At 66.6% G+C, this 24,906-nt stretch carries 23 protein-coding genes; 4 read left to right on the top strand and 19 right to left on the bottom strand.

Features of this window, described 5'->3' with window-relative positions; genetic code table 11:
* Positions 1-110: 110 nt before the first annotated feature.
* The 7 genes from IB232_RS12900 to desA all read right to left on the bottom strand — a co-directional run bounded on the left by IB232_RS12900 (position 111) and on the right by desA (position 9,478).
* On the bottom strand, positions 111-1,280 hold the full coding sequence (locus tag IB232_RS12900) for a S8 family serine peptidase (RefSeq protein WP_192399032.1): 1,170 nt from the start codon (positions 1,278-1,280) through the stop codon (positions 111-113).
* A gap of 224 nt (positions 1,281-1,504) precedes the next feature.
* Positions 1,505-2,137, bottom strand: coding sequence for a hypothetical protein (locus tag IB232_RS12895; RefSeq protein WP_192399031.1), 633 nt, complete (start codon positions 2,135-2,137; stop codon positions 1,505-1,507).
* A gap of 61 nt (positions 2,138-2,198) precedes the next feature.
* Positions 2,199-2,762: a sigma-70 family RNA polymerase sigma factor gene (locus tag IB232_RS12890; protein ID WP_192399030.1), complete on the bottom strand. Its 564-nt coding sequence runs from the start codon at positions 2,760-2,762 to the stop codon at positions 2,199-2,201.
* Positions 2,759-4,306 (bottom strand): hypothetical protein, encoded by a 1,548-nt coding sequence (locus tag IB232_RS23675; RefSeq protein WP_192399029.1) that lies wholly within the window; start codon positions 4,304-4,306, stop codon positions 2,759-2,761. The genes IB232_RS12890 and IB232_RS23675 overlap by 4 nt, the downstream gene beginning before the upstream one ends.
* 39 nt (positions 4,307-4,345) lie before the next feature.
* Positions 4,346-6,535 (bottom strand): hypothetical protein, encoded by a 2,190-nt coding sequence (locus IB232_RS12880; RefSeq protein ID WP_192399028.1) that lies wholly within the window; start codon positions 6,533-6,535, stop codon positions 4,346-4,348.
* Between the two features lie 56 nt (positions 6,536-6,591).
* Positions 6,592-8,169, bottom strand: a complete 1,578-nt coding sequence (locus tag IB232_RS12875; protein WP_192399027.1) for a CARDB domain-containing protein — start codon at positions 8,167-8,169, stop codon at positions 6,592-6,594.
* A 124-nt stretch (positions 8,170-8,293) separates the two neighbouring features.
* Entirely contained in the window at positions 8,294-9,478 is a 1,185-nt protein-coding gene (desA, locus tag IB232_RS12870) for a delta-9 fatty acid desaturase DesA (RefSeq protein WP_192399026.1), read from the bottom strand.
* 164 nt (positions 9,479-9,642) lie between these two features.
* Between desA and dibA the strand changes: the two genes are divergently transcribed.
* Complete coding sequence (gene dibA, locus IB232_RS12865; RefSeq protein WP_192399025.1) at positions 9,643-11,916, top strand: phosphodiesterase DibA; 2,274 nt, start codon at positions 9,643-9,645, stop codon at positions 11,914-11,916.
* A gap of 40 nt (positions 11,917-11,956) precedes the next feature.
* Here dibA and IB232_RS12860 read toward each other — a convergent pair whose 3' ends face one another.
* The 7 genes from IB232_RS12860 to IB232_RS12830 form a co-directional block, all read right to left on the bottom strand.
* Positions 11,957-12,172, bottom strand: a complete 216-nt coding sequence (locus IB232_RS12860; RefSeq protein ID WP_043312198.1) for a TOBE domain-containing protein — start codon at positions 12,170-12,172, stop codon at positions 11,957-11,959.
* Between the two features lie 32 nt (positions 12,173-12,204).
* Positions 12,205-13,005 carry an aliphatic sulfonates ABC transporter ATP-binding protein gene (gene ssuB, locus IB232_RS12855; protein WP_192399024.1) on the bottom strand — a complete coding sequence of 267 codons (801 nt, stop codon included), beginning with the start codon at positions 13,003-13,005 and terminating at the stop codon, positions 12,205-12,207.
* Positions 13,002-13,796 (bottom strand): aliphatic sulfonate ABC transporter permease SsuC, encoded by a 795-nt coding sequence (gene ssuC / locus IB232_RS12850; RefSeq protein ID WP_192399023.1) that lies wholly within the window; start codon positions 13,794-13,796, stop codon positions 13,002-13,004. The genes ssuB and ssuC overlap by 4 nt, the downstream gene beginning before the upstream one ends.
* A 58-nt stretch (positions 13,797-13,854) precedes the next feature.
* Positions 13,855-15,003 (bottom strand): FMNH2-dependent alkanesulfonate monooxygenase, encoded by a 1,149-nt coding sequence (gene ssuD / locus IB232_RS12845; protein WP_192399022.1) that lies wholly within the window; start codon positions 15,001-15,003, stop codon positions 13,855-13,857.
* Between the two features lie 138 nt (positions 15,004-15,141).
* Positions 15,142-16,110 carry a sulfonate ABC transporter substrate-binding protein gene (locus IB232_RS12840; RefSeq protein WP_192399021.1) on the bottom strand — a complete coding sequence of 323 codons (969 nt, stop codon included), beginning with the start codon at positions 16,108-16,110 and terminating at the stop codon, positions 15,142-15,144.
* Between the two features lie 83 nt (positions 16,111-16,193).
* Entirely contained in the window at positions 16,194-16,781 is a 588-nt protein-coding gene (gene ssuE, locus IB232_RS12835; protein ID WP_192399020.1) for an NADPH-dependent FMN reductase, read from the bottom strand.
* A gap of 9 nt (positions 16,782-16,790) precedes the next feature.
* On the bottom strand, positions 16,791-17,429 hold the full coding sequence (locus IB232_RS12830) for a peroxiredoxin (protein ID WP_192399019.1): 639 nt from the start codon (positions 17,427-17,429) through the stop codon (positions 16,791-16,793).
* Between the two features lie 206 nt (positions 17,430-17,635).
* Here IB232_RS12830 and IB232_RS12825 point away from each other — a divergent pair, with 206 nt between their 5' ends.
* Positions 17,636-18,631: a sulfate ABC transporter substrate-binding protein gene (locus IB232_RS12825; protein ID WP_192399018.1), complete on the top strand. Its 996-nt coding sequence runs from the start codon at positions 17,636-17,638 to the stop codon at positions 18,629-18,631.
* 50 nt (positions 18,632-18,681) lie between these two features.
* Here IB232_RS12825 and IB232_RS12820 read toward each other — a convergent pair whose 3' ends face one another.
* Positions 18,682-19,083: a hypothetical protein gene (locus IB232_RS12820; RefSeq protein WP_192399017.1), complete on the bottom strand. Its 402-nt coding sequence runs from the start codon at positions 19,081-19,083 to the stop codon at positions 18,682-18,684.
* Between the two features lie 124 nt (positions 19,084-19,207).
* On the opposite strand from IB232_RS12820, the gene IB232_RS12815 reads away from it, so the two are divergent.
* A complete protein-coding gene (locus tag IB232_RS12815; protein WP_192399016.1) occupies positions 19,208-19,993 on the top strand; it encodes a helix-turn-helix domain-containing protein in 786 nt (261 codons plus the stop codon).
* A gap of 66 nt (positions 19,994-20,059) precedes the next feature.
* Positions 20,060-20,680 (top strand): LysE family transporter, encoded by a 621-nt coding sequence (locus IB232_RS12810; RefSeq protein ID WP_192399015.1) that lies wholly within the window; start codon positions 20,060-20,062, stop codon positions 20,678-20,680.
* Between the two features lie 52 nt (positions 20,681-20,732).
* Here IB232_RS12810 and IB232_RS12805 read toward each other — a convergent pair whose 3' ends face one another.
* The 4 genes from IB232_RS12805 to IB232_RS12790 all read right to left on the bottom strand — a co-directional run bounded on the left by IB232_RS12805 (position 20,733) and on the right by IB232_RS12790 (position 24,699).
* A complete protein-coding gene (locus IB232_RS12805; RefSeq protein ID WP_192399014.1) occupies positions 20,733-21,452 on the bottom strand; it encodes an ABC transporter ATP-binding protein in 720 nt (239 codons plus the stop codon).
* Between the two features lies 1 nt (position 21,453).
* Entirely contained in the window at positions 21,454-22,284 is an 831-nt protein-coding gene (locus tag IB232_RS12800; protein WP_192399013.1) for an ABC transporter permease, read from the bottom strand.
* Positions 22,285-22,290: 6 nt separating this feature from the next.
* A complete protein-coding gene (locus IB232_RS12795; RefSeq protein ID WP_192399012.1) occupies positions 22,291-23,280 on the bottom strand; it encodes an aliphatic sulfonate ABC transporter substrate-binding protein in 990 nt (329 codons plus the stop codon).
* 90 nt (positions 23,281-23,370) lie between these two features.
* Positions 23,371-24,699, bottom strand: coding sequence for an OprD family porin (locus tag IB232_RS12790; RefSeq protein ID WP_192399011.1), 1,329 nt, complete (start codon positions 24,697-24,699; stop codon positions 23,371-23,373).
* Positions 24,700-24,906 lie beyond the last annotated feature (207 nt).

Below are 24,906 nucleotides of genomic sequence, written 5' to 3'. Positions count from 1 at the left end.
TACGCCCCTCTGTCGTTGGCAGCCCCGGCAACGGTTCAAAAAATTTTCAGCGGCATTTTTTTCTTTCTGAGTAAAGCGTGCCGGCACCTGCCCGCAAGGCCGCAGCACACTCAGCGACAGGCCGCCAGGCGCGGCAGGCCGGAACCATATTGCTCGTCGCGGCCAGGCTCCCCGAGATCGCGGGCCTGGGCCAGCAGAGCCTCGGTGGACGGTGCCAGCACCAGAGCGGCGGTGACAAAGGGCGCGGCGAAGGAGGTGCCGCTGGCGTAGAAGCCCTGGCCGTCGCCGTCCAGGGTCCAGATGTCCTCACCCGGCGCCACCAGCGCCAGGTGGCGGCCGAAGTTGGACTGGCGTATGCGGCGCAGGCGCGCATCCACCGCGCCAACTGCCAGCACATCGAGATAGGCCGCCGGGTAGCGCACGCCGGCCTGGCTATCGTTGCCGGCGGCGGCGATGAATGTCAGGTTCTCACCGAGGCGTTCGAACAATCCCTCGAGCAGCTGGCTGCGCGAACCACCGAAGCTCAGGTTGACCACCTGCGGCGGTGGCTGCACACCGGCCACTCGATCCAGCGCCGCGATCACCCAGTCGCTACGGGTATGCAGGCCGGCTGCGCGGTCCTCGCCGAATACGCCGAAGGCATGCAGGCGCGCCCCCGGCAGCAGGCCAGCCACCTGCTGGCGGCCGACCAGCAGCGCGGCTAGTGCGGTGCCATGCCGCCGGGCCTCGGCGCTGGTCGCGGCATACTGCTCGGGTGGCAGGTTTTGATAGTGCAGGTCGGCCCCGCTGAATTCCGCCAGGGCGGTGTTCACCGGGCCGTCGAGCAGTGCCAGCACCTTGCCCCGCCCGCAGTCCGCGGCGGCTGGCTGGCCGCGGCCCATGGCCCGTTGCCCCCAGTTGCGCAGCTGCAGCTCGGCGCCATCCGGCTGCTGCAGCGGGCGATAGCGCAGGTTGAGCTCCTGCTGCCAATCGGGAAATTTGCCGCGCAACTCGCTCTCCAGCGTCGGCAGATCGACCTCGGCGGGAATGCGGAACACGCTGAGCACCAGGCCCAGGTTGAGCAGGCGCTGGCGCCGCAGGATGCTCAGGCCGAAGGGTTGCAGGGCCTGGTGCTGCTGCTCCGCCTGTTGCAGGTCGCGGCCGAACACCAGCCATTCGCGCAGCACCGGCAGAGCGTCCACCGGTGGTTGCACCACGCCACGCCATTGCGCCGGAGGCGCCTGCAGGGTCGGCCTGTCCAGCAGGCTGCCACCACTGCGCCGCGGCGGCGCAGGAACCACCTGCCCAGGCGGGAGAGATGGAGGTGGTGTTGCCGCCGGCACGGTCGGTGCCGGCGGGGGGGCTGCAGGCGGCAAGGCAGAGCTGCCTGGCGGCGGCGGAGCACTACCCGGTGGCGCAGTACTGGAGGGCGGCGCAGCCCCGGGAACGGTGGGCGCCGTGGCCGGATCGCTGCTGGCCTGCTGAGACAGGCTCAACAGCAGCGCCAGCAGCAGCGCCCAACGCTTCACGGCTGCGCCCGCGCCAGCAGCGCCGCGTGCTGGACCACGACCTGCTGCTGCAACAAGCGCAACAGGGCCTGGCCATCAGCAAAGCGCTCGTTGGCCGGCACATGCACCTGCACCACGCCGAGTGCGGAAGGCCCATCCACCAGCACGGCATCCAGCTCAAGCAGCAGGGCGCGTATCTGCTGCCACTGGGCATGCTCGACGAAGCGCAGCTGCACCCGGTAGCCCCCGCTCAGCACCTGCTCCTGGCCGCCACTGAGCATGCGCCAATCGCTATCGGTCTGCGTCGGACGCGTGAGGATGCCCACCTGCAGCGCCACCACCAGGGCGGCCGCCACGGCCAGGCCAGGGCGCCACCAGTCACGCTTCTGCAGCACCGGCTGCTCCTGCTGCAGGCTGCGCTGCAGGCGAGCCCAGCCCAGCTCGAAGGGCGGCGTCTGTCCGGCGGACTGCACCTTATCCTGCTCGCGCACGGCGGCGGCCAGGCGACGCAGCACTTCCAGCTCTTCGCGGGCCTCGGCCGAGCGCAGCAGCAGGGCCTCCACCGCCGCCAGCTCTTCACCTTCCAGGGTGCCGTTCAGGTACCAGGGCAGCAGTTGCAGCAGCGCCCCGTCGTCGATTTCAGTGTTCATCTTTCACCTCCGCGGTCTGTGCCACTGAGTCGCCCCGCGGTGGGCTGGCGGTTCAGTCTTTTCATGCCGACGCGCTCCCGAGCAAACGGCGCAGGCACTGCAGCAATTGCTGCTTGGCATGCAGCATGCGGGTCTTCACCGTGCCGTTGGGGATGTCCATGATCGCGGCGATCTCGGGGTAGGAGAGCTCCTCGAAGAAGGTCAGGTAGACCACCTGGCGGTGGCCGTCCTTGAGCCTGTCCAGGCACTGGCGCACCTGTTCGCTCTGCTGGCTCAGCTCGATGGCCAGGCTGGCCGGGCAGGCCTCTTCGCTCGCCTCGTCCTCCAGGTTGGACTCGTCCAGCATCTCGCTGGGGCGCTTGCGACGCAGCAGGTCCACCGACTTGTAGCGGGTGATGCTGAGCAGCCAGGTGCGTACCTGCGACTGGCCGGCGAAAGTCGCCGCGCGGCGCCAGACCTCCAGCATCACCTCGTTGAGCACCTCGGCGGCATCCGCCGCGTTGTTCACCGTGCGCAGGGAGAAGTGGTAGACCACGCCGTGGAAGCGCTCGTAGAACTGCCGCAGCGCACGCTGGTCGCCGCCAGCGATGCGTTGCAGCAACTGCACATCCGTGTCGTCGATCATGGCTGGTAACGCACCCTCCATTCCTGGCTGCGGCCGATCATGGCACCGCCCTGGTCGTGGGCGGTGACCCGCCACAGATAGTAACTCCCCGGCTGCAGCTTGCTGCGTAACAGGGTCGACAGTGCGCTGCGGGTCACGCTGGCGGGCAACAACATGCCGGCGACGAAGTTGGGCGACTCGCCGAGCACCTCGCTCTCGCCGGTGCGCTGGGCATTGGCGGTGAACAGCTGCAGCTGATAGACCACCGCCCCGGCCACCGGCTGCCATTGGAACTGGCTGGCGCTGCCGACATCGCCATCCTGGGGACCGGCCTCGATCAATGGCTGGCGCGCGGGGTCGCTGCCGCCGAGCACCTCGTACACCGTCTCCACCGTCAGGCTGTCGAGCGGGCATCCGGCATCCAGCACCAGAGCATCGGCCGGCACCAGCTCGCGATTGGTCACGCAGAAGCGCACCCGGTATTTGCCAGCCTTGTCGCTGGGCAGCGGCGGGCTGTTGATAGTGCTCTGCTGCGCGTCGCGCAGGTAGCTGCGCACCAGGGTCAGGGTGCGGTAGATCGGCTTGCCTTCGGTGCTGCCCGGCTCCGCCACCTGCCAGCGCCCTTCGAGCAGGCCGTTGCCGCTGTAGGCCAGCAGCACCTTGGCCATCAATCCCTCACCCGGCGGCACCACCTTGATCCGCTGGTTGTCGGTGAAACTCAGGCTCAGGCGCTGCACCAGCAGCTCGCCGGCGCGATTCTCGCGTGGGGCGCGCAGGCCGCTGCTGACCAGGTTGAGGGTGATCTGGCCGCGCAGGCGCGAGGCACCACCGATGAATTCGCGCTGCAGGACCAGCCGCCGCAAACCACGCTCGTACCAGCCCTGGACGATGCCGGCCGGCAGCTCCAGCTGCTCGTTGAGCAGGAACGGCCCACCACCGGAGGCGCTCAGGCGCGAGCCCAGGCTGGTCAGGATCGAGCCGCTGGACGGGTCGATTACCTGTGCCTGCACCGAGGTCACGCCGCCGCTATAGCCGTCGCTGGCTACCACCTGCCAGGCCAGCGACAACGGGTTGTTCTGGCTGGCCAGCAGCTGGCGCTGCGCCGGCTGGATCTTCACCGCACGCAGGGAGCCCGCCACCGGGATGGTCAGCACCTGCTGGCCGCGCACCACGCCGCCACCGGACAGGTCGGCGAAGTCGCGCACCAGCAGCACCCGGCGCAAGCCGCTGGCCTGCCAGGCCTGCACGGTGGCCTGGGGTAGGGCGATGAATTCGCCGAACATGAAGGGGCCGCTGCCGCCCTGGCTGAGGGTGCCGCCGACCGTGGCCAGGGTAGCGCCGCCGGATGGATTGACGATCCGCGCCTGGGTCGACACCGCGCCACCGCTATGGGACGAGTCGCTGGTGACACGCCAGTTCACCGCCCAGTTGTTGTCCTGGGTCGCCAGCAACTGGCGCTGGGCCGGCTGCGCGCTGGCATTCAGCAACACCGCCTCGGCGGCCATGGGCAGCGCCGGCAGCAGTACCAGCAGGGCGCGCAGGATGAGCTTGTATGAAGCGTTCATGGTTCACCTTCCGCCCACGCCTTTGCGCGGGGCTGCCTGTCAGTAATTGTGGGTATCCCAGCGCAGGTCGAAGCCCAGCAGCAGCTGCCAGTCCTCCAGCGCCTGGTCGTAAAGCTTGCTGTCCTGCTGCGCGTAACTGCTCTTGAGGAACCAATCGAGGCCCGGGCGCATTCCTTGCGGCTGCGCCACGGTCCAGGTCAGCTGCAGATTGGCGCTCTGCTGCAACACGCTGTCGCCGAGGAAATCGCCATCGCCGAGGTGGCTGGTGTCGCGGCCGCGGTAGTAGGAGGCGTTCAGCCGCCAGCGCTCAGGCACTATCTGCCACGCCACATCCAGGCCACGACTGATGCCGCGGTAGACGTTGTCGTCGTCGGTTTCCTGCAGCTTGTTCCATTGCCAGCTGGTGGAAAGGCTCAGCGAATCCAGCGGCATGTAGCCGATCTGCAGGGTAGTGAAGCGGTTGCGCTGATCCGACGGTGGCTCGTAGATCAGGTAGCCGTTCTGCTCCACTTCGCGGGAATAGTCGTCGGTGCTCTGCAGGGTATGCTGCACCGACCAGTTCCAGCGCGCGTGATAGAAGCTCACGCCAAACAGGCTTTCGCGCGTGCGGTCGTCCAGATCGAAGCCGACCCGCCGGGCGTCCTCGTCGTCCTGCCGGCGGCGGGTGTCGTTGAAGCCGGCGTTCAGCGAGGGCATGCCGAGCAGACGCCAGGGCAGCGCCTCGCCATCCACCGTCGGGTAGTAGTAGAGGTTGAGCACGCGTCGCTCGGCGATCTGGTCGGCCACCTCGTCCTGGTCGTCGAGGTTGTTGGTCTCGCGCGCCAGCTCGGCGTCCATCTGCAGGTTGCCCAGGTAGCCCTGCCAGTTGAGGCGATCCATGCGCAGGTCGCCGGGCAGCGAGAGGTTGCCCAGGGTGAAGAAGTCCAAGCCCACCTCGCGCCGCTGCAGGGTCAGGTTCCACTGATCGAAGGGGCCGGAGGGGAACCACTGGCCGGAGCTGAACTGCGCCTGCAGGTCGTGGGAGCCATCGCTGCTGGCATCCTCGCCGCGCCCCAGGCCGTCGCTGTCGAAGCTCGACCAGGCGTAGTCGGCGTGCAGCCAAAGGCTGTTCTCGCCGAAGCGCGAGTCCGCCGCCAGGTTCCAGCTGTCGCCGCCGTAGCGGGTCTGCTGGTCGGTGGCCAACCAGGCGGTGCCGCTGTCGGTGGTCTCGCCGCTGATATAGGCGGCGCTCAGCTGCAACAGCTGCGGGTCGTCCTGCAGCGGTGTGAAGGTCAGCAGGCCACCGCTGCTGCGCTCGCTGCCGCTGCTGGGGTAGCCCAGGTGCCGGTTGTAGTCGGTCAGCGGTTCGCTCTGCAGACCGAACACGTCCAGCTGCAGCGGTCCCTCCAGCGCATCACCCAGGGTCACCACGGCGCCGCGGCGCTGGTAGGCGCTGAACAGCAGGTCCTCGCGCAGCACCCCGTAGTTGCCCAGGGCCAGGCCCTGGCGGCGCAGGCCGCTGCCACGGGAAGCGGCCAGGCGGTAGTTGGGCAGTTCCCAATCGTGGCCGCTGGGGTTGTTGTCGCTGAGGTTGTCGTACAGCGCGTCCACCTCGGCCTGCCACTGCCAGTCGCCGGCGGCGCCCTCGCCGCGATAGCTGACGCCACCGTTACTGGCGTAGCGCGGGGTCCCCGTGTAGCTGGCGGCATCCTTCTCGTCGACCCGGTAGCTGTTGCTGAGCAGGCCGTACAGGGTGTAGCGATGCGCCGCCGGAGCCGGCGCCTGGGCCAGCTCCTCGGCACTCGCCGGCAGCGGGCCGACGAAATCGCTATCCACCAGAGCCGAGTCGGCGGCAGCGGCATCGCTCGCTACCGGCTCGTCCGCAGCGCCTTCCAGCGCTACCTCTGCATCGGTGCTGCCGCTGACCTGGACTTCGGCCTCCAGCAGCGTGGCGACGTTGCCGTCGGCGTGGAACACCATCACCAGCAGCGGGTGCTTGCCGCTCGCCAACGGGCTAGGCATATCGAGGATGAACTCGCTCTCGCTGCGGCTGATCAACGCGGTCACGTCGTAGCCGTCCAGTTCGACGGCCAACTGATCGCCTTCGGCGAGTATCTCCAGCCCCTGCACGCTGAAACTCAGCTGGGTCTGGCCGGGCTCGGCGCTCAGCAGCTCCTCGGCTGCCACCGGGCCGATCAGGCCCGCGAGCAGCAGGACGCAGCAGCTACGAATAGGCTTCAGGATGTTCATGGCCTGTTCCTGACATTCACCCCGGCCGCCCGCACGCAACAGGCGGCCGGAGCGACTCACTGGGGCAGGACCGGAGCGCGCAGCGGCGCCCGGCCGGGTTGGGTTTGGCCACAGTTGCGTACTTCCACCGTGACCCGTGCTTTGTTATTGCTCTCGTTGCTTTCCCCAACCTGCTGCTGGTCATCGACCGACAGGCCCAGCAGGTGCGTGCCGTTACCCAGGTAGATCAGGCCGGACACCTTGTGCTGCGCCCCTCCGGCCAGGCCGGGCAAGGAGGCGTTATGCAGCAGCTCCTGGTCCTCGCGCAAGCGGCTGACGAAGGCGCCCGCCGCGGCTTGGCCCAGATTCTTCACATCGTAGACCAGGCGCAGCTCGCAGCGCCCCTCGCGTTGCCGCCCGGTCTGGCTGGCGTCCACCTTGAGGCTGCCGCCCCACTGCCCGCCGGCATTGCCGATGGTCAGCGCCGGTGCGTAGGACAGGTCGATCTGCGCCGGCTTGGGCTGTGGCGCGGTGAAAGTATCCGGAGCAGGCTTGGGCGCCTCCTTGCAGGTCACCTGGTAAGCGGCGGCGGCGCTCTTGGCCTTGCTCCAGTTGCTCTCGCCCATCGCCAGCACCTTCAGCTCCACCTGGCCGCTGTGCACATTGGCGGCGTGGCCCTTGAGCTGCAGACCGGGCTGCCCCTTGGTCTGGTTCGGCAGGGCCAGCTTGGCGTTGGGGCCGGCCTGCTTGCCGATGTCTTTCAGCTGCATGGCGACGCTGCGCCAGCCGCTGGTGTTGAGGGTAGTGGTGTACACCGGACCCAGGCCGCCGTTGTGCGCCCAGCGGTACTGCACCTGCTGCTGGCCCTTGTTGGCCTTGAGCGTGCCTTCCACCTTGAGGGTCACCGGGCAGGTGCCGCTGTAGGGCGTAGGCTCGACCTTGATCTTGGGCTGCTCCAGGGCGAAGGCGGCGGCCAGATCGAGCCCCTGGGGTTTCGGGGCAACATTCGGGAAGTCATAGCCCTCGCAGATCGTCTCGATCTTCACGTGCTGCCAGGCGTGCGCTTCCTTGTCGTCCAGGCCATTGCACTGCAGGTAGACCACGCCGGCCAGCAGCGGCTTGTCGGTCGCCGGCAGGCGCTTGTCCTCGGCCAGGATCTGCTTGAGGTCACGGCCCTTGGCCTGCTCGGCCTTGAGGTAGCTGTTGCAGGCCTGCTTGGCCGCGTTGGCCAGCTTGGCACTCACCGGCACGTTGATGCTGCCGCTGGTGCTGTGCGAGTTGTGCTTGGACTTGCTGGTGATCCAGTCCTTCTGCAGCAGGCGCTGGTGATGGATGTGGTAGCTGCGCGGGCCGACCTGGCTGTTGTCGTTGATCCACCAGATCAGCCGATCGATCTTGCGCACGCCACGGCACTCGACCTGGCTGCTGGCTTGCCAGACGACCTGCTGTCCCGGCTTGACCGCCGTGTAGCTGGTGCCGTCGGACTGCACACGGATCACCGGTACCGGCCCGGTCTGCTTGACCTCGATCCGCTTGATGCCGGACAGCATGGTGCTCGGCGTGACGTTGTCGGGGGCGTAGGTGTCTTCGGCGCTGGCGGCGCCGCTGCAGGCCAACAGCAGGCCGAGGAACAGGGGGTTGAGGTTGCGTTGCATGACCGGGCTCTCCTGCCGGGTGAATGACACCCCTCAGTCGTGGCCAGCAGGTCCGGCGGTTCAAACTTTTTTGTGCCCAAGAAAAAGCCCGCCGAGCGGCGGGCTTTTTTCAGGTGACTGCTACTCAGGCAGCGGTCGGGCGCAGCGAGTAGGTCTTCAGCTGCTCGGCGAAGTCGCGCAGGGACTGGATGCCGCTGGCCTCGGCCTCGTGCACCCACTGCTTGATCGCTTCGAGCATGTCGTGGCCGTTGCTGCTGGTCTTGACCCAGATCTGCTGCAGGGCGATGCGTTTCTCGTAGATCACCTTGAGCGCCTGGCTCTGCTCCAGCATCGCGGCGATGCGCTGCTGGTGGCTTTCGTCGAGCAGGCTGGTCTCGCGCGACAGCAGGCGCTTGGCGCGGCGGAACAGGTGGCGGACCGATTCGTCGGCCTTGGCCAGCTCCTGCTTGACCAGCGGCTTGATCACCAGCTTGCGGTACTGCGCCATGATCTGGAAACGGTTGTTGAGAATGGCCATGGCGGTGTCCATGTCCAGGCTGCGCTTACCCTCGACGCGGTGGGCGATGGGCGCCACGCGCTGCACCTTGGCCAGGCGCAGGAAGCTGAACAGCTGGATCCAGGCCCAACCCATGTCGAACTCCCACTTCTTCACCGACAGCTTGGCGCTGTTGGGGTAGGTGTGGTGGTTGTTGTGCAGCTCCTCGCCGCCGATCAGGATGCCCCAGGGCACCAGGTTGGTGGCGGCGTCGCGGCACTCGAAGTTGCGGTAGCCGACGGCATGGCCGAGGCCGTTGATCACGCCCGCCGCCCACACCGGAATCCACATCATCTGCACCGCCCACACGGTCATGCCGAGCACGCCGAACAGGGCCAGGTCGACGACTGCCATGAAGATGATGCCGCCCATCGGGAAGCGGCTGTAGACGTTGCGCTCGAGCCAGTCATCGGGGCAGTTCTTGCCGTAGATGCGCAGGGTCTCCTCGTTCTTCGCCTCTTCCTGGTACAGCTCGGCGCCTTTGCGCAGCACGGTACCCAGGCCCTTGATCACCGGACTGTGCGGGTCGTCGACGGTCTCGCATTTGGCGTGGTGCTTGCGGTGGATGGCAGTCCACTCGCGGGTGTTCTGGCCGGTGCTGATCCACAACCAGAAGCGGAAGAAGTGCTTGAGCGCCGGGTGCAGCTCCAGAGCGCGGTGCGCCGAGTAACGGTGCAGATAGACGGTGACGCTGACGATGGTGATATGGGTCATTACCAGGGTGACTGCCACCAGTTGCCACGGCGACAGGTCGAGAAAACCGTTGTACCACATGAAGGGTGTTGCCTCGCGGGGGAGAGAACGACTGTAAACCCAGCCTCCCCGGCATTATCCCCAAGCCGCGAGATAAAGCCAGTGCACCCTTAGACGAGAATGCACTGGATGGTCCCTTATCTATAATGTGCGGCAGCTCACATCCGCCATGGCCAGCCCCACTGATGAAATTCCAGCGCAGCCCTCTGCAGCTCGCCCTCGTCTATCTGATCGTCGCCGTCCTGTGGATTCTCTGCAGCGACGCCTTGCTGCTGTGGCTGGGTCTCGACCGCGAGGCGCTGGCCAACTATCAGACGCTCAAGGGCTTTGCCTTCGTGCTGGTCACCGGTTTCGTCCTGTACTGCGCGCTGAGCCAGCACCGACTGGAACAGCGGCGCATACGCAGCGCGTTGAAGCACAGCGAGGGGCGTCTGGCCCTGGCCCTGGACTCGGCCCAGGAGGGTCTGTGGGACTGGGACATGAAGAGCGGCCAGGTGTACTACTCGCCTCGCTATTGCGACATGCTTGGTTACACACCCGAGGAGTTCGGTGCCACCGGCGAGTCCTGGCTATCGCGCCTGCACCCCGAGGACCGCGCCCTCGCCGGAAAGCGTCTGAAGACGTTGGTGGAGGAGCGCATACCGCACTACGAGAGCAGCTTCCGCCTGCGCCACCGTGACGGCGCCTACCGCTGGCTGCACTTCCGTGGCCGGATGCTGCTGGACGAAGCCGGCCAGCCCAGCCGCTTCATCGGCACCGCCAGTGATATCAGCCAGCGCCGCGCCGACGAGGACAGCCTGCGCCAGGCCGCCGCCGTGTTCGACAGCACCCAGGAAGGCGTGCTGGTTACCGACCGCGAGCAGCACATCGTCCACGTCAACCCCGCCTTCAGCCGCATCACCGGCTACAGCGCCGACGAGGTGTTGGGCAAGCTGCCCAGCATGTTCAAGTCCGGGCGCCACGACGACGCCTTCTACCAGAGCCTGTGGCACGCCCTGGACAGCCGCGGCACCTGGAGCGGCGAAGTGTGGAACCGGCGCAAGGACGGCGAGGTGTTCCCCGTGTGGCAGTGCATCCGCAGCATCCGCGACGAGAACGGCAACCTCAGCCATTACGTGGCGGTGTTCTCCGACGTCAGCGCGATCAAGCACTCGCAGCACGAGCTGGACTACCTGGCCCACCACGACGCGCTGACCGCCCTGCCCAACCGCTTGCTGTTCGGCGAGCGCATCGAGCAGGCCATCCAGCGCGTGCGCGGCGAGCAGCGCCGTGGCGCCCTGCTGCTGCTCGACCTGGACCACTTCAAGATCGTCAACGAGAGCCTCGGCCACAACACCGGCGACCAGTTGCTCAAGCTGATCGGCGAACGCCTGGGCGAAGCCGTCGGGGCCAACGTCACCCTGGCGCGCCTGGGCGGCGACGAATTCGGCCTGCTCAGCAGCGACTGCGCCGAGGCCGACCAGGCCTCGCAGCTGGCCCTGGAGCTGCTGGACAGCCTCAGCCAGCCATTCACGGTCGATGGCCAGACCCTGTTCATCGGCGCCAGCATCGGCATCAGCCTGTTCCCCGACGACGGCGACAGTGTCGAGCAGCTGCTGCGCAATGCCGATTCGGCGCTATTCCGCGCCAAGAGCAGCGGCCGCCAGACCTTCAGCTTCTACAGCCAGGACATGACCGCCCAGGCCCAGCAGCGCGTGCGCCTGGAGGCCGAGCTGCGCCAGGCCCTGGAGCAGGGCGAGCTGTGCGTGCACTACCAGCCGATCCACCGCCTGGACGACCGGCGAATGATCGGCGCCGAGGCCCTGGTGCGCTGGCAGCATCCCGAGCGCGGCCTGGTGCCGCCCGGCGAATTCATTCCGGTGGCCGAGGACAGCGGGCTGATCGGCGCCATCGATGCCTGGGTGCTGGAGCAGGCCTGCAATCAGATGCGCCGCTGGCAGGCCCAGGGACTGCTACTGGAGTTCATCGCAGTGAACGTCTCCAGCCGCCTGTTCAGCCGCGGCGAGCTGGACCTGCGCGTGGAGCGGGTACTGCACGAAACCGGACTGAACCCGGCGCAACTTGAACTGGAAGTGACCGAGAGCGCGGTAATGGACGATCCGCAGCGGGCCGAAGAGCTGCTCACCCAGCTACATCACCTGGGCGTGCGCCTGGCCATCGACGACTTTGGTACCGGCTACTCCTCGATGGCGCGCCTGAAGAGCCTGCCGGTGCACAAGCTCAAGCTCGACCAGAGCTTCGTCCGCGGCCTGCCACGGGACAGCAAGGACGCGGCGATCGCCCACGCGGTGATCACCCTCGGCCAGAGCCTGGGCCTGCGCGTGCTGGCCGAAGGCATCGAGACCGAGGAGCAGGCCACCTATCTGCGCGAGATCGGCTGCCTGTTCGGCCAGGGCTACTGGTTCGGCCGCCCGCAACCGGCGGAGCTGTTGCTGGCGACGGCCCAGGCAAGCAGCTGACAGACGCCTGCCCGGAGCGCGCGGGTCCGTCCCTGCCCACTTAAAGCTTGGCGATCGACACTTCGGTGGATTTAACGAAGGCGATCACTTCGCTGCCCACCTGCAGGTCCAGCTCGCGCACCGAGCGGGTGGTGATCACCGAGGTGACGATACCGGCGGCGGTCTGCACGTCGATTTCCGACAGCACGTCGCCGATCACGATCTCCTTGATGTTGCCCTTGAACTGGTTGCGCACGTTGATGGCTTTGATGGTCATGGTGTTGCTCCTTGGTCGTTTAACGGTCAGGTTTACAGCGCCCAGCGCAGTTGCGTGGGCAGAGGGGACAGGGGTTCGGGTTGCGGCGGCAGCTCGGGCAGCGCCAGCACCCGGTTGAGCACTTCGGCCTCCAGCGCGGCCAGGCGCGCCGAGCCGCGCTGACGCGGGCGGGGCAGGTCGACGGCGAGGTCGAGGCCGATCTCGCCGTCCTCGATCAGGATCACCCGGTCGGCGATGGCCACGGCCTCGGCCACGTCGTGGGTCACCAACAACACGGTAAAGCCATACTGCTGCCACAGACGCTCGATCAGCTGCTGCATCTCGATGCGGGTCAGCGCGTCCAGGGCGCCCAGCGGTTCGTCCAGCAGCAGCAGGCGCGGCTGGTGGATCAACGCGCGGGCCAGGGCCACGCGCTGCTTCTGTCCGCCTGACAGGGCCGCCGGCCACTCCTGGGCGCGCTCGGCCAGGCCGACGGCGGCCAGCGCCTCGCGAGCCCTGGGCTTCCAGTCGCCGGACAGGCCGAGGCCGACGTTGTCGATCACCCGCTTCCACGGCAGCAGACGCGAGTCCTGGAACATCAGCCGGGTGTCGTCGCGCACCGCTGCCAGCGAACCTTTGCCGGCCAGCAGCGCGCCGCTACTGGGCGCATCGAGGCCGGCCAGCAGGCGCAACAGGGTGCTCTTGCCGCAACCGCTGCGGCCGACCACGGCGACGAATTGGCCGGCCGGGATATGCAGGTCGATGCCCTTGAGCACCTCGCGCTCGCCGAAGGCCTTGCGGATGCCCTTGATGCTCAACGGGACGCCGCGGTGAATGCTGTGCAGGGCGGTCATTGCGCACCTGCCTTGGCCTGGTAGGCCGGGTGCCAGCGCAGCCACAGGCGTTCGAGCAGGCGCGCGGCGACGTCGGCCAGCTTGCCGAGTACCGCGTACAGCATGATCGCCAACACCACCACATCGGTCTGCAGGAACTCGCGGGCGTTCATCGCCAGGTAGCCGATGCCGCTGCTGGCGGAAATCGTCTCGGCCACGATCAACGTGAGCCACATGAAGCCGAGGGCGAAGCGCACGCCGACCAGGATCGACGGCAGCGCGCCGGGCAGGATCACCTGACGGAACAGGGCGAAGCCGGACAGGCCGTAGCTGCGCGCCATCTCCACCAGGGCCGGGTCGACGTTGCGGATGCCGTGGTAGGTGTTCAGGTAGATCGGGAACAGGGTGCCGAGGGCGACCAGGAAGATCTTCGCCGCCTCGTCGATGCCGAACCACAGGATCACCAGCGGGATCAGCGCCAGGTGCGGCACGTTGCGGATCATCTGCACAGAGCTGTCGAGGAAGCGCTCGCCCCAGTTGGACAGGCCGGTGATGAAGCCGAGCAGCAGGCCCAGGCCGCCACCGATGGCGAAGCCGATGGCCGCGCGCTGGCCGCTGATGGCCAAGTGGGTCCAGATCTCTCCGCTTTCCAGCAATGCCCAGCCGGCTTCGATCACCGCGCTGGGCGCCGGCAGGATGCGTGTGGACAGCCAGCCGGCTACCACCGCGCCCTGCCAGATGGCCAGCAAAACCACGGGTAGCGCCCAGGGCGCCAGGCGGCGACCGATGTTGTGTAGCGTGTGCGTCGACATGGCAACGCTCCTTCTCGTATTGCAGGGAACCGGGGCGGTGGGCCGCCCCGTTGTCGGCTCAACTGGCCGAAGCGGCCTTGGGCAGGATGTCGCTGGAGATCATTTCGCCGAATGGGCTGACGTAGCCACGCGACTCCGGGCGCTCCGGCTGGGCCACGTCGATGTGCGGGAACAGCAGCTCGGCGACCCGGTACGACTCTTCCAGGTGCGGATAGCCGGAGAAGATGAAGGTGTCGATGCCCAGCGCGGCGTATTCCTTGACCCGCGCGGCCACGGTCGGGCCATCGCCGACCAGCGCGGTACCGGCGCCGCCACGCACCAGGCCGACGCCGGCCCAGAGGTTGGGTGACACTTCCAGCTTGTCCTTCTTGCCGCCGTGCAGGGCGGCCATGCGCTGCTGGCCGACCGAGTCGAAGCGCGCCAGGGACGCCTGGGCGCGGTCGATGGTGTCCTGGTCCAGGTGGCTGATCAGGCGATCGGCGGCGGCCCAGGCTTCCTCGTTGGTCTCGCGCACGATCACGTGCAGGCGGATGCCGAAGCGCACTTCGCGGCCCTGGGCAGCGGCTTTTTCGCGCACGGCGGCGATCTTCTCGGCCACCGCGGCTGGCGGTTCGCCCCAGGTCAGGTACAGCTCGACCTGCTCGGCGGCCAGGTCCTGGGCAGCCTCGGAGGAGCCGCCGAAGTACAGTGGCGGACGTGGTTGCTGGATCGGCGGGTAGAGCAGCTTCGCGCCCTTCACCTGCAGATGCTTGCCGTCGTAGTCGACGGTCTCGCCCTCCAGCACGCGGCGCCAGATGCGGGTGAATTCGACGGAGGCCTCGTAGCGCTCCTCGTGCGACAGATGCAGGCCGTCGCCGGCCAGCTCGTCCGGATCGCCACCGGTGACCAGGTTGAACAGCGCGCGGCCGCCCGACAGCCGATCCAGCGTCGCCGCCTGGCGCGCAGCCACGGTGGGCGAGATGATCCCGGGGCGCAGGGCGACCAGGAACTTCAGGTTCTGCGTCACCGGGATCAGCGAGGCGGCCACCAGCCAGGAGTCCTCGCAGGAACGCCCGGTGGGGATCAGCACGCCGCCGAAACCGAGACGGTCGGCGGCCTGGGCGATCTGCTGCAGGTAGCCGTGGTCGACGGCGCGTGCGCCTTCGCTGGTGCCGAGGTACTTGCCGTCACCGTGGGTGGGCAGGAACCAGAAGATATTGAGGCTCATGGAGTGGTCTCCTTGGTCAGGCGTAACCCGGAGCAATCCGGGACTGGATTTCCCGGATTGCTCCGGGCTACTCGAATCGTTCGGCGCTCCCACCCCTTCTCCCGCGCGCAGCTAGGAGAAGGGCTGGAAGGCTTCTGGTTACTGCTGGGCCACCTTGGCCGAAGCCGGCGGATTCCAGATCACGTCCTTGATGGTCAGGCGCTTGGGAATCAGCTTGAGGTCGCTGAAGGTGTCGGCGATCTTCTGCTGCGCCGCGATCACGTCCGCGCCGATGAACTGGGCGCCATAGGCCTGGCGCTCGACCGCCGTGCGGGTGATCTCCGGTGCCAGGCCGAGCAGCGGTGCTACCTGCTGGGTCGCCTCGTCGCTGTTCTCGCGGATCCAGCCACCGACCGAGCGAATTTCCTCGACCAGTACGCTGACCACTTCCGGGTGCTTCTCGGCGTAAGGCTTGGCGGCCAGGTAGAACTGGTGGTTGGCGACCAGGTCCTTGCCGTCGCGCAGGGTGCGGGCCTGCAGCTGATGTTCGGCGGCGGCCTGGAAGGGGTCCCAGATCACCCAGGCGTCGACGCTGCCGCGCTCGAAGGCGGCGCGGGCATCGGCCGGTGGCAGGTACACGGGCTGGATGTCGCTGTACTTCAGGCCGGCGTCTTCCAGGGCCCGCACCAGCAGGTAGTGCACGTTGGAGCCCTTGTTCAGGGCGATCTTCTTGCCCTTCAGCTCGCTCACGGATTTGAGCGACGAGTCCTTGGGCACCAGGATCGCTTCGCTGGTCGGCGCTGGCGGCTCATGCGCCACATACAGCAGGTCGGCACCGGCGGCCTGGGCGAAGATCGGCGGTGCCTCACCGGTGGTGCCGAAGTCGATCGAGCCGACGTTCAGCCCTTCCAGCAGCTGCGGGCCGCCGGGGAATTCGGTCCACTGCACCTCGATGCCCTGCTCGGCCAGGCGCTTCTCCAGCGAACCCTTGGCCTTGAGCAGCACCAGGGTGCCGTATTTCTGATAACCGATACGCAAGGTCTCGGCTTGAGCTTGAGTGATGGCGCCGAACGAGATGGCCGCGGCAAACAGGGCGACCAGACTCCGACGCAAAGTAATGGTGCGCATGGCGCTCTCCTTTGCTGTGGTTTCTTGGTTGGCTACCTGCTGGCCCGTTGGCGGGCGAGTAAGGCGGGATATAGCGAGTTGGTTCAGATACTCCAGCGGGCATTCACCAGCCGGTCGTTCAACAGTTGCGGGTCGATCGGCTTGGGGCGGCGCGCCAGGGCGGCGAGCAGCTGGTCCAGTGATTCGTTCAGGCGCTGTTCCAGATCGGGCACCAGCCGGACGCACTCCTCCAGGTACTGGATCTGGCTGTCGTCGGCGAACACGCCCTGCAGCACCTCCTGAGCCTTGAGTGCGGCCAGTACCGGCTTCAGCGCATAGTCCACCGCCAGCATGTGTGCCGGAGTACCACCGCTGGCGATGGGCAACGCCACCTTGTGCTGCAGGGCGCGTTCGGGCAGCAGATCGAGCAGGGTCTTCAGCGCCCCGGAAAAGGAGGCCTTGTACACCGGCGTCGCCACCAGCAGGCCATCGGCACGCGATACCTGCTCGATGAACTGGCGTACCTGCAGGCTGGCGAAGTTGGCGTGCAGCAGGTCTTCGGCGTGGAAGTCACGTACCTGATAGGAGATCACCTCCACACCGCGCAGCTCCAGACGCCGCCGGGCATATTCGAGCAGGCCGTTGGAGCGCGATTTCGCGCTCGGGCTGCCACCCAGGGAAACTACCAGCATGATGACTCCTTAGCGGTTCGGCTGCGGCGTCAGACGCAGGTAGGGCTTCACCGCGCGATAGCCTTTCGGGAAGCGGCGGGCGATTTCCTCCTCGTCCTTCAGCGACGGCACGATCACCACTTCATCGCCGTCCTGCCAGTTGGCCGGGGTGGCGACCTTGTGGTGGTCGGTGAGCTGCAGCGAGTCGATGACCCGCAGGATCTCGTGGAAGTTGCGTCCGGTGCTGGCCGGGTAGGTGATGATCAGGCGTACCTTCTTGCTCGGGTCGATGATGAACAGCGAACGCACGGTGAGGGTGTCGCTGGCGTTCGGGTGAATCAGGTCGTACAGGCCGGAAACCTTGCGGTCGGCGTCGGCCAGGATCGGGAAGTTGACCCTGGTGCTCTGGGTCTCGTTGATGTCGTCGATCCACTTGATGTGCGAGTCCACCGGGTCCACCGACAGGGCGATGGCCTTCACGCCGCGCTGGGCGAACTCATCCTTCAGCTTGGCGGTGAAGCCCAGCTCGGTGGTGCACACCGGGGTGAAGTCGGCGGGATGGGAAAACAGCACGCCCCAGCTGTCGCCCAGCCAGTCGTGGAAACGGATGCGACCCTCGCTGGAGTCCTGCTCGAAGTCGGGGGCGATGTCGCCCAGGCGAATGCTCATGGTGCTGCTCCTTGGCTGTTCGTTGCGTGGAGCCACTATGCTCAGGAACGAAATGGAATAAAAAGAATAAATAACGATTTATTTATTCCATATAGAGCTATAAAGGACAGCAACACAAAGGCATAAGCATCTAATCAATTATTCTTTCAAAGAATAAAAATCTCTTCCTATAGTCGGCGGCGCTATCTACATTCCAAGGACGTCAGATGAAACGCCTATTGCCCCTCTCGCTGTTGGCCGCCGGCTTCGCTCTTGCCACCTCCGCCCAGGCGGCGAGCCTGCTCAACGTCTCTTACGACGTGATGCGCGACTTCTACAAGGACTACAACGCCGCCTTCCAAAAGCACTGGCAGGCCGAGGGCGGCAAGCCGCTGCAGATCCAGATGTCCCACGGCGGTTCGAGCAAACAGGCCCGCGCCGTGATCGACGGCCTGCAGGCCGACGTGATCACCATGAACATGGCCACCGATATCAACGCCCTGGCGGACAACGGCGGCCTAGTGCCCAAGGACTGGGCCGAGCGCCTGCCGAACCACAGCGCGCCCTTCACCTCGGCCACCGTGTTCATCGTGCGCAAGGGCAACCCCAAGGCGCTAAAGGACTGGCCGGATCTGCTCAAGGATGGTGTGCAGGTCGTGGTGCCGAACCCCAAGACCTCGGGCAACGGCCGTTACACCTACCTCTCCGCCTGGGGCTACGTGCTGCAGAACGGCGGTGACGAGACCAAGGCCAAGGCTTTCGTCGGCAAGCTGTTCAAGCAGGCACCGGTGCTGGACACTGGCGGCCGCGCCGCCACCACCACCTTCATCCAGAACCAGATCGGCGACGTGCTGGTGACCTTCGAGAACGAGGCCGAGATGATCGCCCGCGAATTCGGCCGCGGCAGCTTCGAGGTGGTCTACCCCAGCGTCTCCGCCGAAGCCGAGCCACCGGTCACGGTGGTCGACAAGGTGGTCGACAAGAAAGGCACCCGCGCCGAGGCCGAGGCCTACCTGAAGTACCTGTGGTCACCGGAAGCCCAGCGCATCGCCGCCAACAACTACCTGCGCCCGCGTGATCCGCAGATCCTCGCCGAATTCGCCGATCGTTTCCCCAAGGTCAGCTTCTTCAGCGTGACCAAGACCTTCGGCGACTGGCCGCAACTGCAGGCCACCCACTTCAAGGACGGCGGCGTGTTCGACCAGATCTACACCGCTCAGTAAGCCACACGTGCAAACAAAGCCCGGCCTGCGCCGGGCTTTTCCATTGGCCCTCAGGCCAGCACCGGCTCCGAGCGTTTCAGGCCGATCAGTTCCAGTTCCAGGAACAGCAGCACCAGTGCGGCCTGGCCGATGACGAAGATCTGGCCGAGCAGGTTGGGCGAGATCCAGCCGGAGAACAACAGCACCAGGCTGTCGATGGCCCACATCGCGTTGATCGCCAGCACCACCCACACCAGGCGGCGACTGACCGTCTCCTGGCTACCCAGCCACATGAGGAACAGGCCGAGTGGCAGCAGGGTCAGCCCTGCGGCCAGCAACAGATCACCGGGCAGGGCCAGCAGATTGGCGTACCAGCTGTTGAGCAGGATCAGCAGCGAACCGCTGGCGATCCCCATCAGGCCATCGGCGAGCAGGGCGCGGCGCAGCAGCGGAGAAGCGTTCAGGGTAGTCATGGCAAAACCTCCAGTTGGCAGCGCCGGATTGGCGCCTGGCCATAGAGTTCTCCCTGCGTGGGATGGCAGTCGATTACCTGCCAGGTAATGGCCGCGATGACGCCCCTGGGCTATCGTCGGCACCATGAACACAGCCAATCACCCCGTCGGCGCCCTGTTGCGCCAGTGGCGCCAGCGCCGCCGCCTGAGCCAGCTCGACCTCGCCTGCGAAGCGGACATCTCCACCCGCCACCTGAGCTTCATCGAGACCGGCCGCGCCCTGCCCAGCCGCGAAATGCTGCTGCACCTGGCCGAGCAGCTGGAGATTCCCCTGCGCGAGCGCAATCGCCTGCTCAGCGCCGCCGGCTACGCCCCGCTGTACAGCCAGCATGGCCTGAACGACCCGGCCCTGGCCGCCGCCCGCGCCGCCATCGAGCAGCTGCTCAAGGCCCACGAACCCTACCCGGCGCTGACCATCGACCGTCAGTGGAACCTGCTGGCGGCCAACGGCTCGGTGGCGCCCTTCCTCGCTGGCGTGCCGGCCGAGCTGCTCGGCCCGCCGCTCAATGTGCTGCGCCTGTCGCTGCACCCGGACGGCCTGGCCCCACGCATCCTCAATCTGGCCCACTGGCGCGCCTACCTGCTGATGCGCCTGCAGCACGACATCGACATCAGCGGTGACCCGCAGCTGATGGCCCTGCAGGAAGAACTGCTGAGCTACCCGGCCCCCGCCGAAAAGGCCGAGCCGATGCCGGACAGCGTGCTGATGCCGCTGCAGTTCCGCACCGAGCACGGAGTGCTGAGCATGATCAGCACCACCACGGTATTCGGCACGCCCAACGACGTGACCCTGGCCGAACTGGCCCTGGAGACCTTCTTCCCGGCCGATGAAGAGAGCGCGGAATATCTGCGCCAGCTGGCCAAGAGCTGACTCGGGCTTGCAGGCCGGCGCGCCTGCCCCCATCTTGAACGCCCTATCAGGAAAGCGGACTGCGCCATGCTCGAACTCGTCTCGGTCGTCACCATCACCCTGCTTGCCGTGATCAGCCCCGGCGCTGACTTCGCCATGGTCAGCCGCAACAGCATGTTCCTCTCGCGCCGCGCCGGCCTGCTCACGGCGCTGGGCATCAGCCTCGGCGTGCTGGTCCACGTGACCTACTCGATGCTTGGCATCGGCCTGCTGATCTCCCAGTCGATCCTGCTGTTCAACCTGGTCAAGTTCGCCGGCGCCGCCTACCTGATCTGGCTCGGCATCGGCATGCTGCGCAGCCGCAAGGCGGACCCGCAGCAGGTGGTCACCGCGCCGCAACTGAGCGACTGGCAGGCCCTGCGCATCGGCTTCCTGACCAATGCACTGAACCCCAAGACCACGCTGTTCGTGGTCGCCCTCTTCACCCAGGTGATCAGCCCGGACACCGCCACCCTGACCCAGCTCGGCTACGGGCTGTTCATGTCCGCCGCCCACCTGTTCTGGTTCGCCCTGGTGGCCTATGGCTTGTCCTCGGAGGCGGCACGCGGCTTCGTCGCCCGCAGCCGCCATCTGATCGAGCGAGCCATCGGTGGTGTACTGGTCGCCCTCGGACTGGGCCTGGCGGCCTCTTCGCTGCAGCGTAGCTGATAAAAAAACCGGGCCACGCGGGCCCGGAAATAGCTTCCACCTTGAGGTTCGTTTACAGCGTCAGCTCGGTCAGCGCCTCACCGCGCAGGTAGGCCAGCTCCACCGCGCGGCGATCACGCGGGTGGGGTAGCGGCACGGCGAGTTCGCGCTGGATGCGGCTGGGGCTGCCGCCGAGGATCAGCACCCGATCGCTGAGGTAGAACGCCTCGTCCAGGTCATGGGTGACTAGCAGCAGGGCGATGCCATAGCGCTCGGCCAGGCTCACCACCAGGTCCTGCAGTTTCATGCGGGTGAAGGCGTCCACCGCGCTGAACGGCTCGTCCAGCAGCAGCACTTGCGGGCGCTGGTACAGACCGCGGGCGATGGCCACGCGCTGGGCCATGCCGCCGGAGAGTTGCTTGGGCAGTTTGCCGCCCTGGCCGGCCAGGCCGACATCCTCCAGCAATTGCTCGATCCACTGCGCATCGGCACCACGGCCATCGGCAAAGCCGACGTTCTGCGCCACGTTCAGCCAGGGCAGCAGGCGCGGCTCCTGGAACACCACGCCGATACCGCTGCCACCACCGAAATCCAGCAACGGGTTGCGCGCCAGACCACCGCTGAAGTCTTCATCCAGACCAGCGGCGATGCGCAGCAGGGTGCTCTTGCCGCAACCGCTGGGGCCGAGCAGGCTGACGATTTCGCCCGGTGCCAGGCTCAGGTCGATATTGTCCAGCACGCGCTGGCCGGCGAAGGCCTTGCGGATGCCACGTAGTTCCAACAGTGCGCTCATCTCAGCCCTCCCCACCGACAAAGCTGTCGCGCCAGTGCAGCGCACGGGTTTCCAGCCGTTTGAGCAGGCCGTCGCTGAGCTTGCCGAGCACGGCCAGCAGCAGGATGGCGGCGATCACCAGGTCGGGACGCGAAGTCTCGCGACCATCGCTAAGCAGGTAGCCGAGGCCCTGGGTGGCGGCGATCAGTTCGGCCGCAACAAGGAACATCCAGCTCAGGCTGAGTGCCCCGCGCAGACCGGTGAACAGGCTCGGCAACGCCGCCGGCAGGAGAATGCGCCGGGTCAAGGCGACGCCGGAAAGGCGATGCAGGCGGCCGACTTCGACCAACTTGCGGTCGACATTGCGAATGCCGGCGAGCAGCGCCAGGTACACCGGGAAGAACGCGCCGAGGGCGATCAGCACGATCTTCGGCGTCTCGTCGATGCCCAGCCACAGCAACAGCAGCGGCACCCAGGCCAGGCTGGGAATCGCCCGCAGGGCTTGAAAGGTCGGCTCCAGATAGCTCTCGGCGCGCCGGCTGAGGCCCACCCAGGCACCGATCAGCACGGCCAGAGCCGCGCCGATGGCGAAACCGGCGGCAACCCGCGCCAGGCTCACGCCGATATGCCGCCACAGCTCGCCACCGGCGGCCAGCCACCAGAGGGTCTGGCCGATCTGGCTGGGCGCCGGCAGCTGGTGTGCCGGTATCCAGCCCACGCGCACCAGCGCTTCCAGCAGCACCAGCACGGCCAGCGGCAGCAGCAGTCCGCGCCAGTGGCCCAGCCATGGGCGCCGGACGATCAGCGCGGCGTCGGTCCTGACGCGCGCGCCGAGCAGGCTACTCGCGGGCATGGCTCACTACTCCGTCTTGGCCAGCGGCTGGCCGATGATGGCAGCCGCTACCTGCGGGCTGATCAGCTGGTCGACCACCGCGGCCACGTCGGTGCCAGGACGGACCAGTTGCTCGTCGAGCAGGATCGGCGCGGCGACCTTGAGCGCAGTCACGTGTTCGGCACCCGGCTGCGAGTTGCTGAAGTCGGTACGCGACAGCTGCAGCTCAGCCACTTCCAGCGGCAGCTTGGCCTCCCGCGCCAGCAGCGCGGCGGTTGCCTGTGGGTGGGCCAGGGTCCACTGACGCGCCTCTTCATAGGCGGCGATGACCTTGCCGATCAGCTGGGGCTGCTCCTTGAGGAAGCTGTCGCTGACGTTGAGCACGCCGTAGCTGTTGAACTCGACGTTGCGATAGAGCAGGCGCGAACCGGCCTGCAGCTGGCTGGCGGCCAGGTGCGGATCGAGGCCGGACCAGGCATCCACATCGCCGCGCTCCAGGGCCACGCGGCCGTCCGGGTGCTGCAGGTGGACGATCTCCACGTCGCCCTTGCTCAGGCCGGCGCTGTGCAGGCTGCGCAGCAGGAACAAATAGGGATCGGTGCCCTTGGTGGCGGCGACCTTCTTGCCCTTGAGGTCGGCCAGGGTCTTGATCGGCGAATCCTTGGGCACGGCCAGGGCCGTCCACTCCGGGCGGCTGGCGATGTACACGGTCTTCACCGGGCTGCCGTTGGCGCGGCTGAGCACGGCGGCCAGGCCGGCGGTGGAGGCGAAGTCGATGCTGCCGCCGTTGAGGTATTCGAGGGAGCGGTTGCTGCCCTGGCTGAACACCCATCTGACCGCGATGCCATCGGCGGCCAGGCGTTTCTCCAGAATGCCCTGGTCCTTCAGCACCAGGCTGGTGGGGGCGTAGTAGGCGTAGTCCAGGCGGACTTCCTTGGGCTCGGCGGCGTGCGTGGTGACCGGCAGGGCGGCGGCCAGCAGGGCGGCGAGCAGATGACGGGGCTTGAAGCTTTGCATGGGGAATCTCCTTGGACTCGGGGTGAGGCCTTCCCAGCCGTTGGCGGCCGGGTCAGGAGAAGGCGGGGTTGCAACCCCGCTCATTGCCGGTCAGAGGATCGGCAGGCTGTAGCTGACGATCAGGCGGTTCTCGTCCTGGTCCGCGGCGCTGGTGTTGCCGCGCAGGGTGGCGTTACGCCAGGAGAAGCCGAGGCCCTTCAGGGCGCCGTCCTGCAGCACGTAGTCGAGGCGGAAGTCGCGTTCCCATTCCTTGCGCTCACCGTCGGCGGCATCGATGTTGTCGCCGGACAGATAGGTGACGGTGGCCTTCAGACCCGGTACGCCGACCTTGGTGAAGTCGTAGGCGTACTCGGCCAGCCAGGTGCGTTCGCCGGCGGAGAGGAACTTGCCGATCTGGCGATCGGTGATCAGGTAGGCGGTGGCGCCGTCACCCTGGTTGAGGAACGGGAAGTTGCTGTCACTGCCGACCTGCTGGTAGCCGGCGCTGAGCGCATGGCCGCCCAGGCTGTAGGTGAACAGAGCGCTCCAGGTATTGTTGTCGACCTCGCCCTTGTCGGTGTCGCCGGCATCCCAGTAGCCGCTGCTGACGTAGCCATCGGCGCGCCCGGCTGCACTGCCGTTCTTGCCGTCGGAGCTGCTGTTGAAATAGCGCAGGTCGGTTTTCAGAGCGCCCGGACCGATGGCCCAGTTATGGGTCAGGCCGAGGAAGTGCTGTTTGTAGAAATCTTCCAGGTTGCCGTAGTAGTACTGCAGCAACAGATCCTTGCCGATCTTGTAGTCGGCGCCGCCGTAATAGAACTTGTTGCTGAACTGGCCGGTTTGCGCGTTGTTCGCCCCACCGATGGACAGGCTCTCGCTGCTGCTGGAACTGCGGCCCTTGGCGTGCTCCAGCTGGCCGCCGATCAGGGTCAGGTTATCGATCTCTGCGGAGGTGACCTGCCCCCCCTCGAAGGTCTGCGGCAGCAGACGACCGTCGTTGAAGGTCACTACCGGCAACTTCGGTTGCAGGGTGCCGATACGGGCTTCGGTCTTGGAAATGCGCACTTTGCCAGTCAGGCCAAGGCTGCTGAATTCGTCTTCCGCACGGCCATTCTCGTCAGTGGGGAACACGGTGCCGCTGTACTTGCTCGAGTCGGGGTTGTAGTGACGGCCCTTGCCGGAATCCAGCTTGACGCCCAGCAGGCCTAGAGCGTCGACGCCGAAGCCGACGGTACCCTCGGTGTAGCCGGAGATGTAATTGAACTGGAAGCCCTGCCCCCACTCTTCCTGGGTGTTGGCGTCCTGATTACGGGTGTCCTGATTGATGTAGAAATTGCGCAGGCCGATGGTGGCCTTGCTGTCCTCGATGAAGCCGGCGGCGGAAGCCTGCTGCGCGATCACGCCGAGGGCGACGGCCAGGGCCAGGGACGACTTGTTCATGCTCGATGCTCCAGATGCTGTTCTAGTTGTCTGGGGCTCGGGTTGGCAGAAGGAGCCCCTTAGAATGTCGGGCTCGGTGCGGTGGTCCGCTGGCGGCTTGGCGGCCAATCTAGGGGATTTTCATAATCTCCAAAAAGAACTGTTTTTCACTTTTATGTAACTAAAAAGAATATAAATCGTCATCCGACAAACCCATAAGCTAATTCC

This window comes from Pseudomonas sp. PDM15 (assembly GCF_014851565.1).
Lineage (GTDB): Bacteria > Pseudomonadota > Gammaproteobacteria > Pseudomonadales > Pseudomonadaceae > Aquipseudomonas.
Note: the sequence above shows the minus strand (reverse complement) of the source record. Positions and strands in the feature narration are given on the sequence as shown.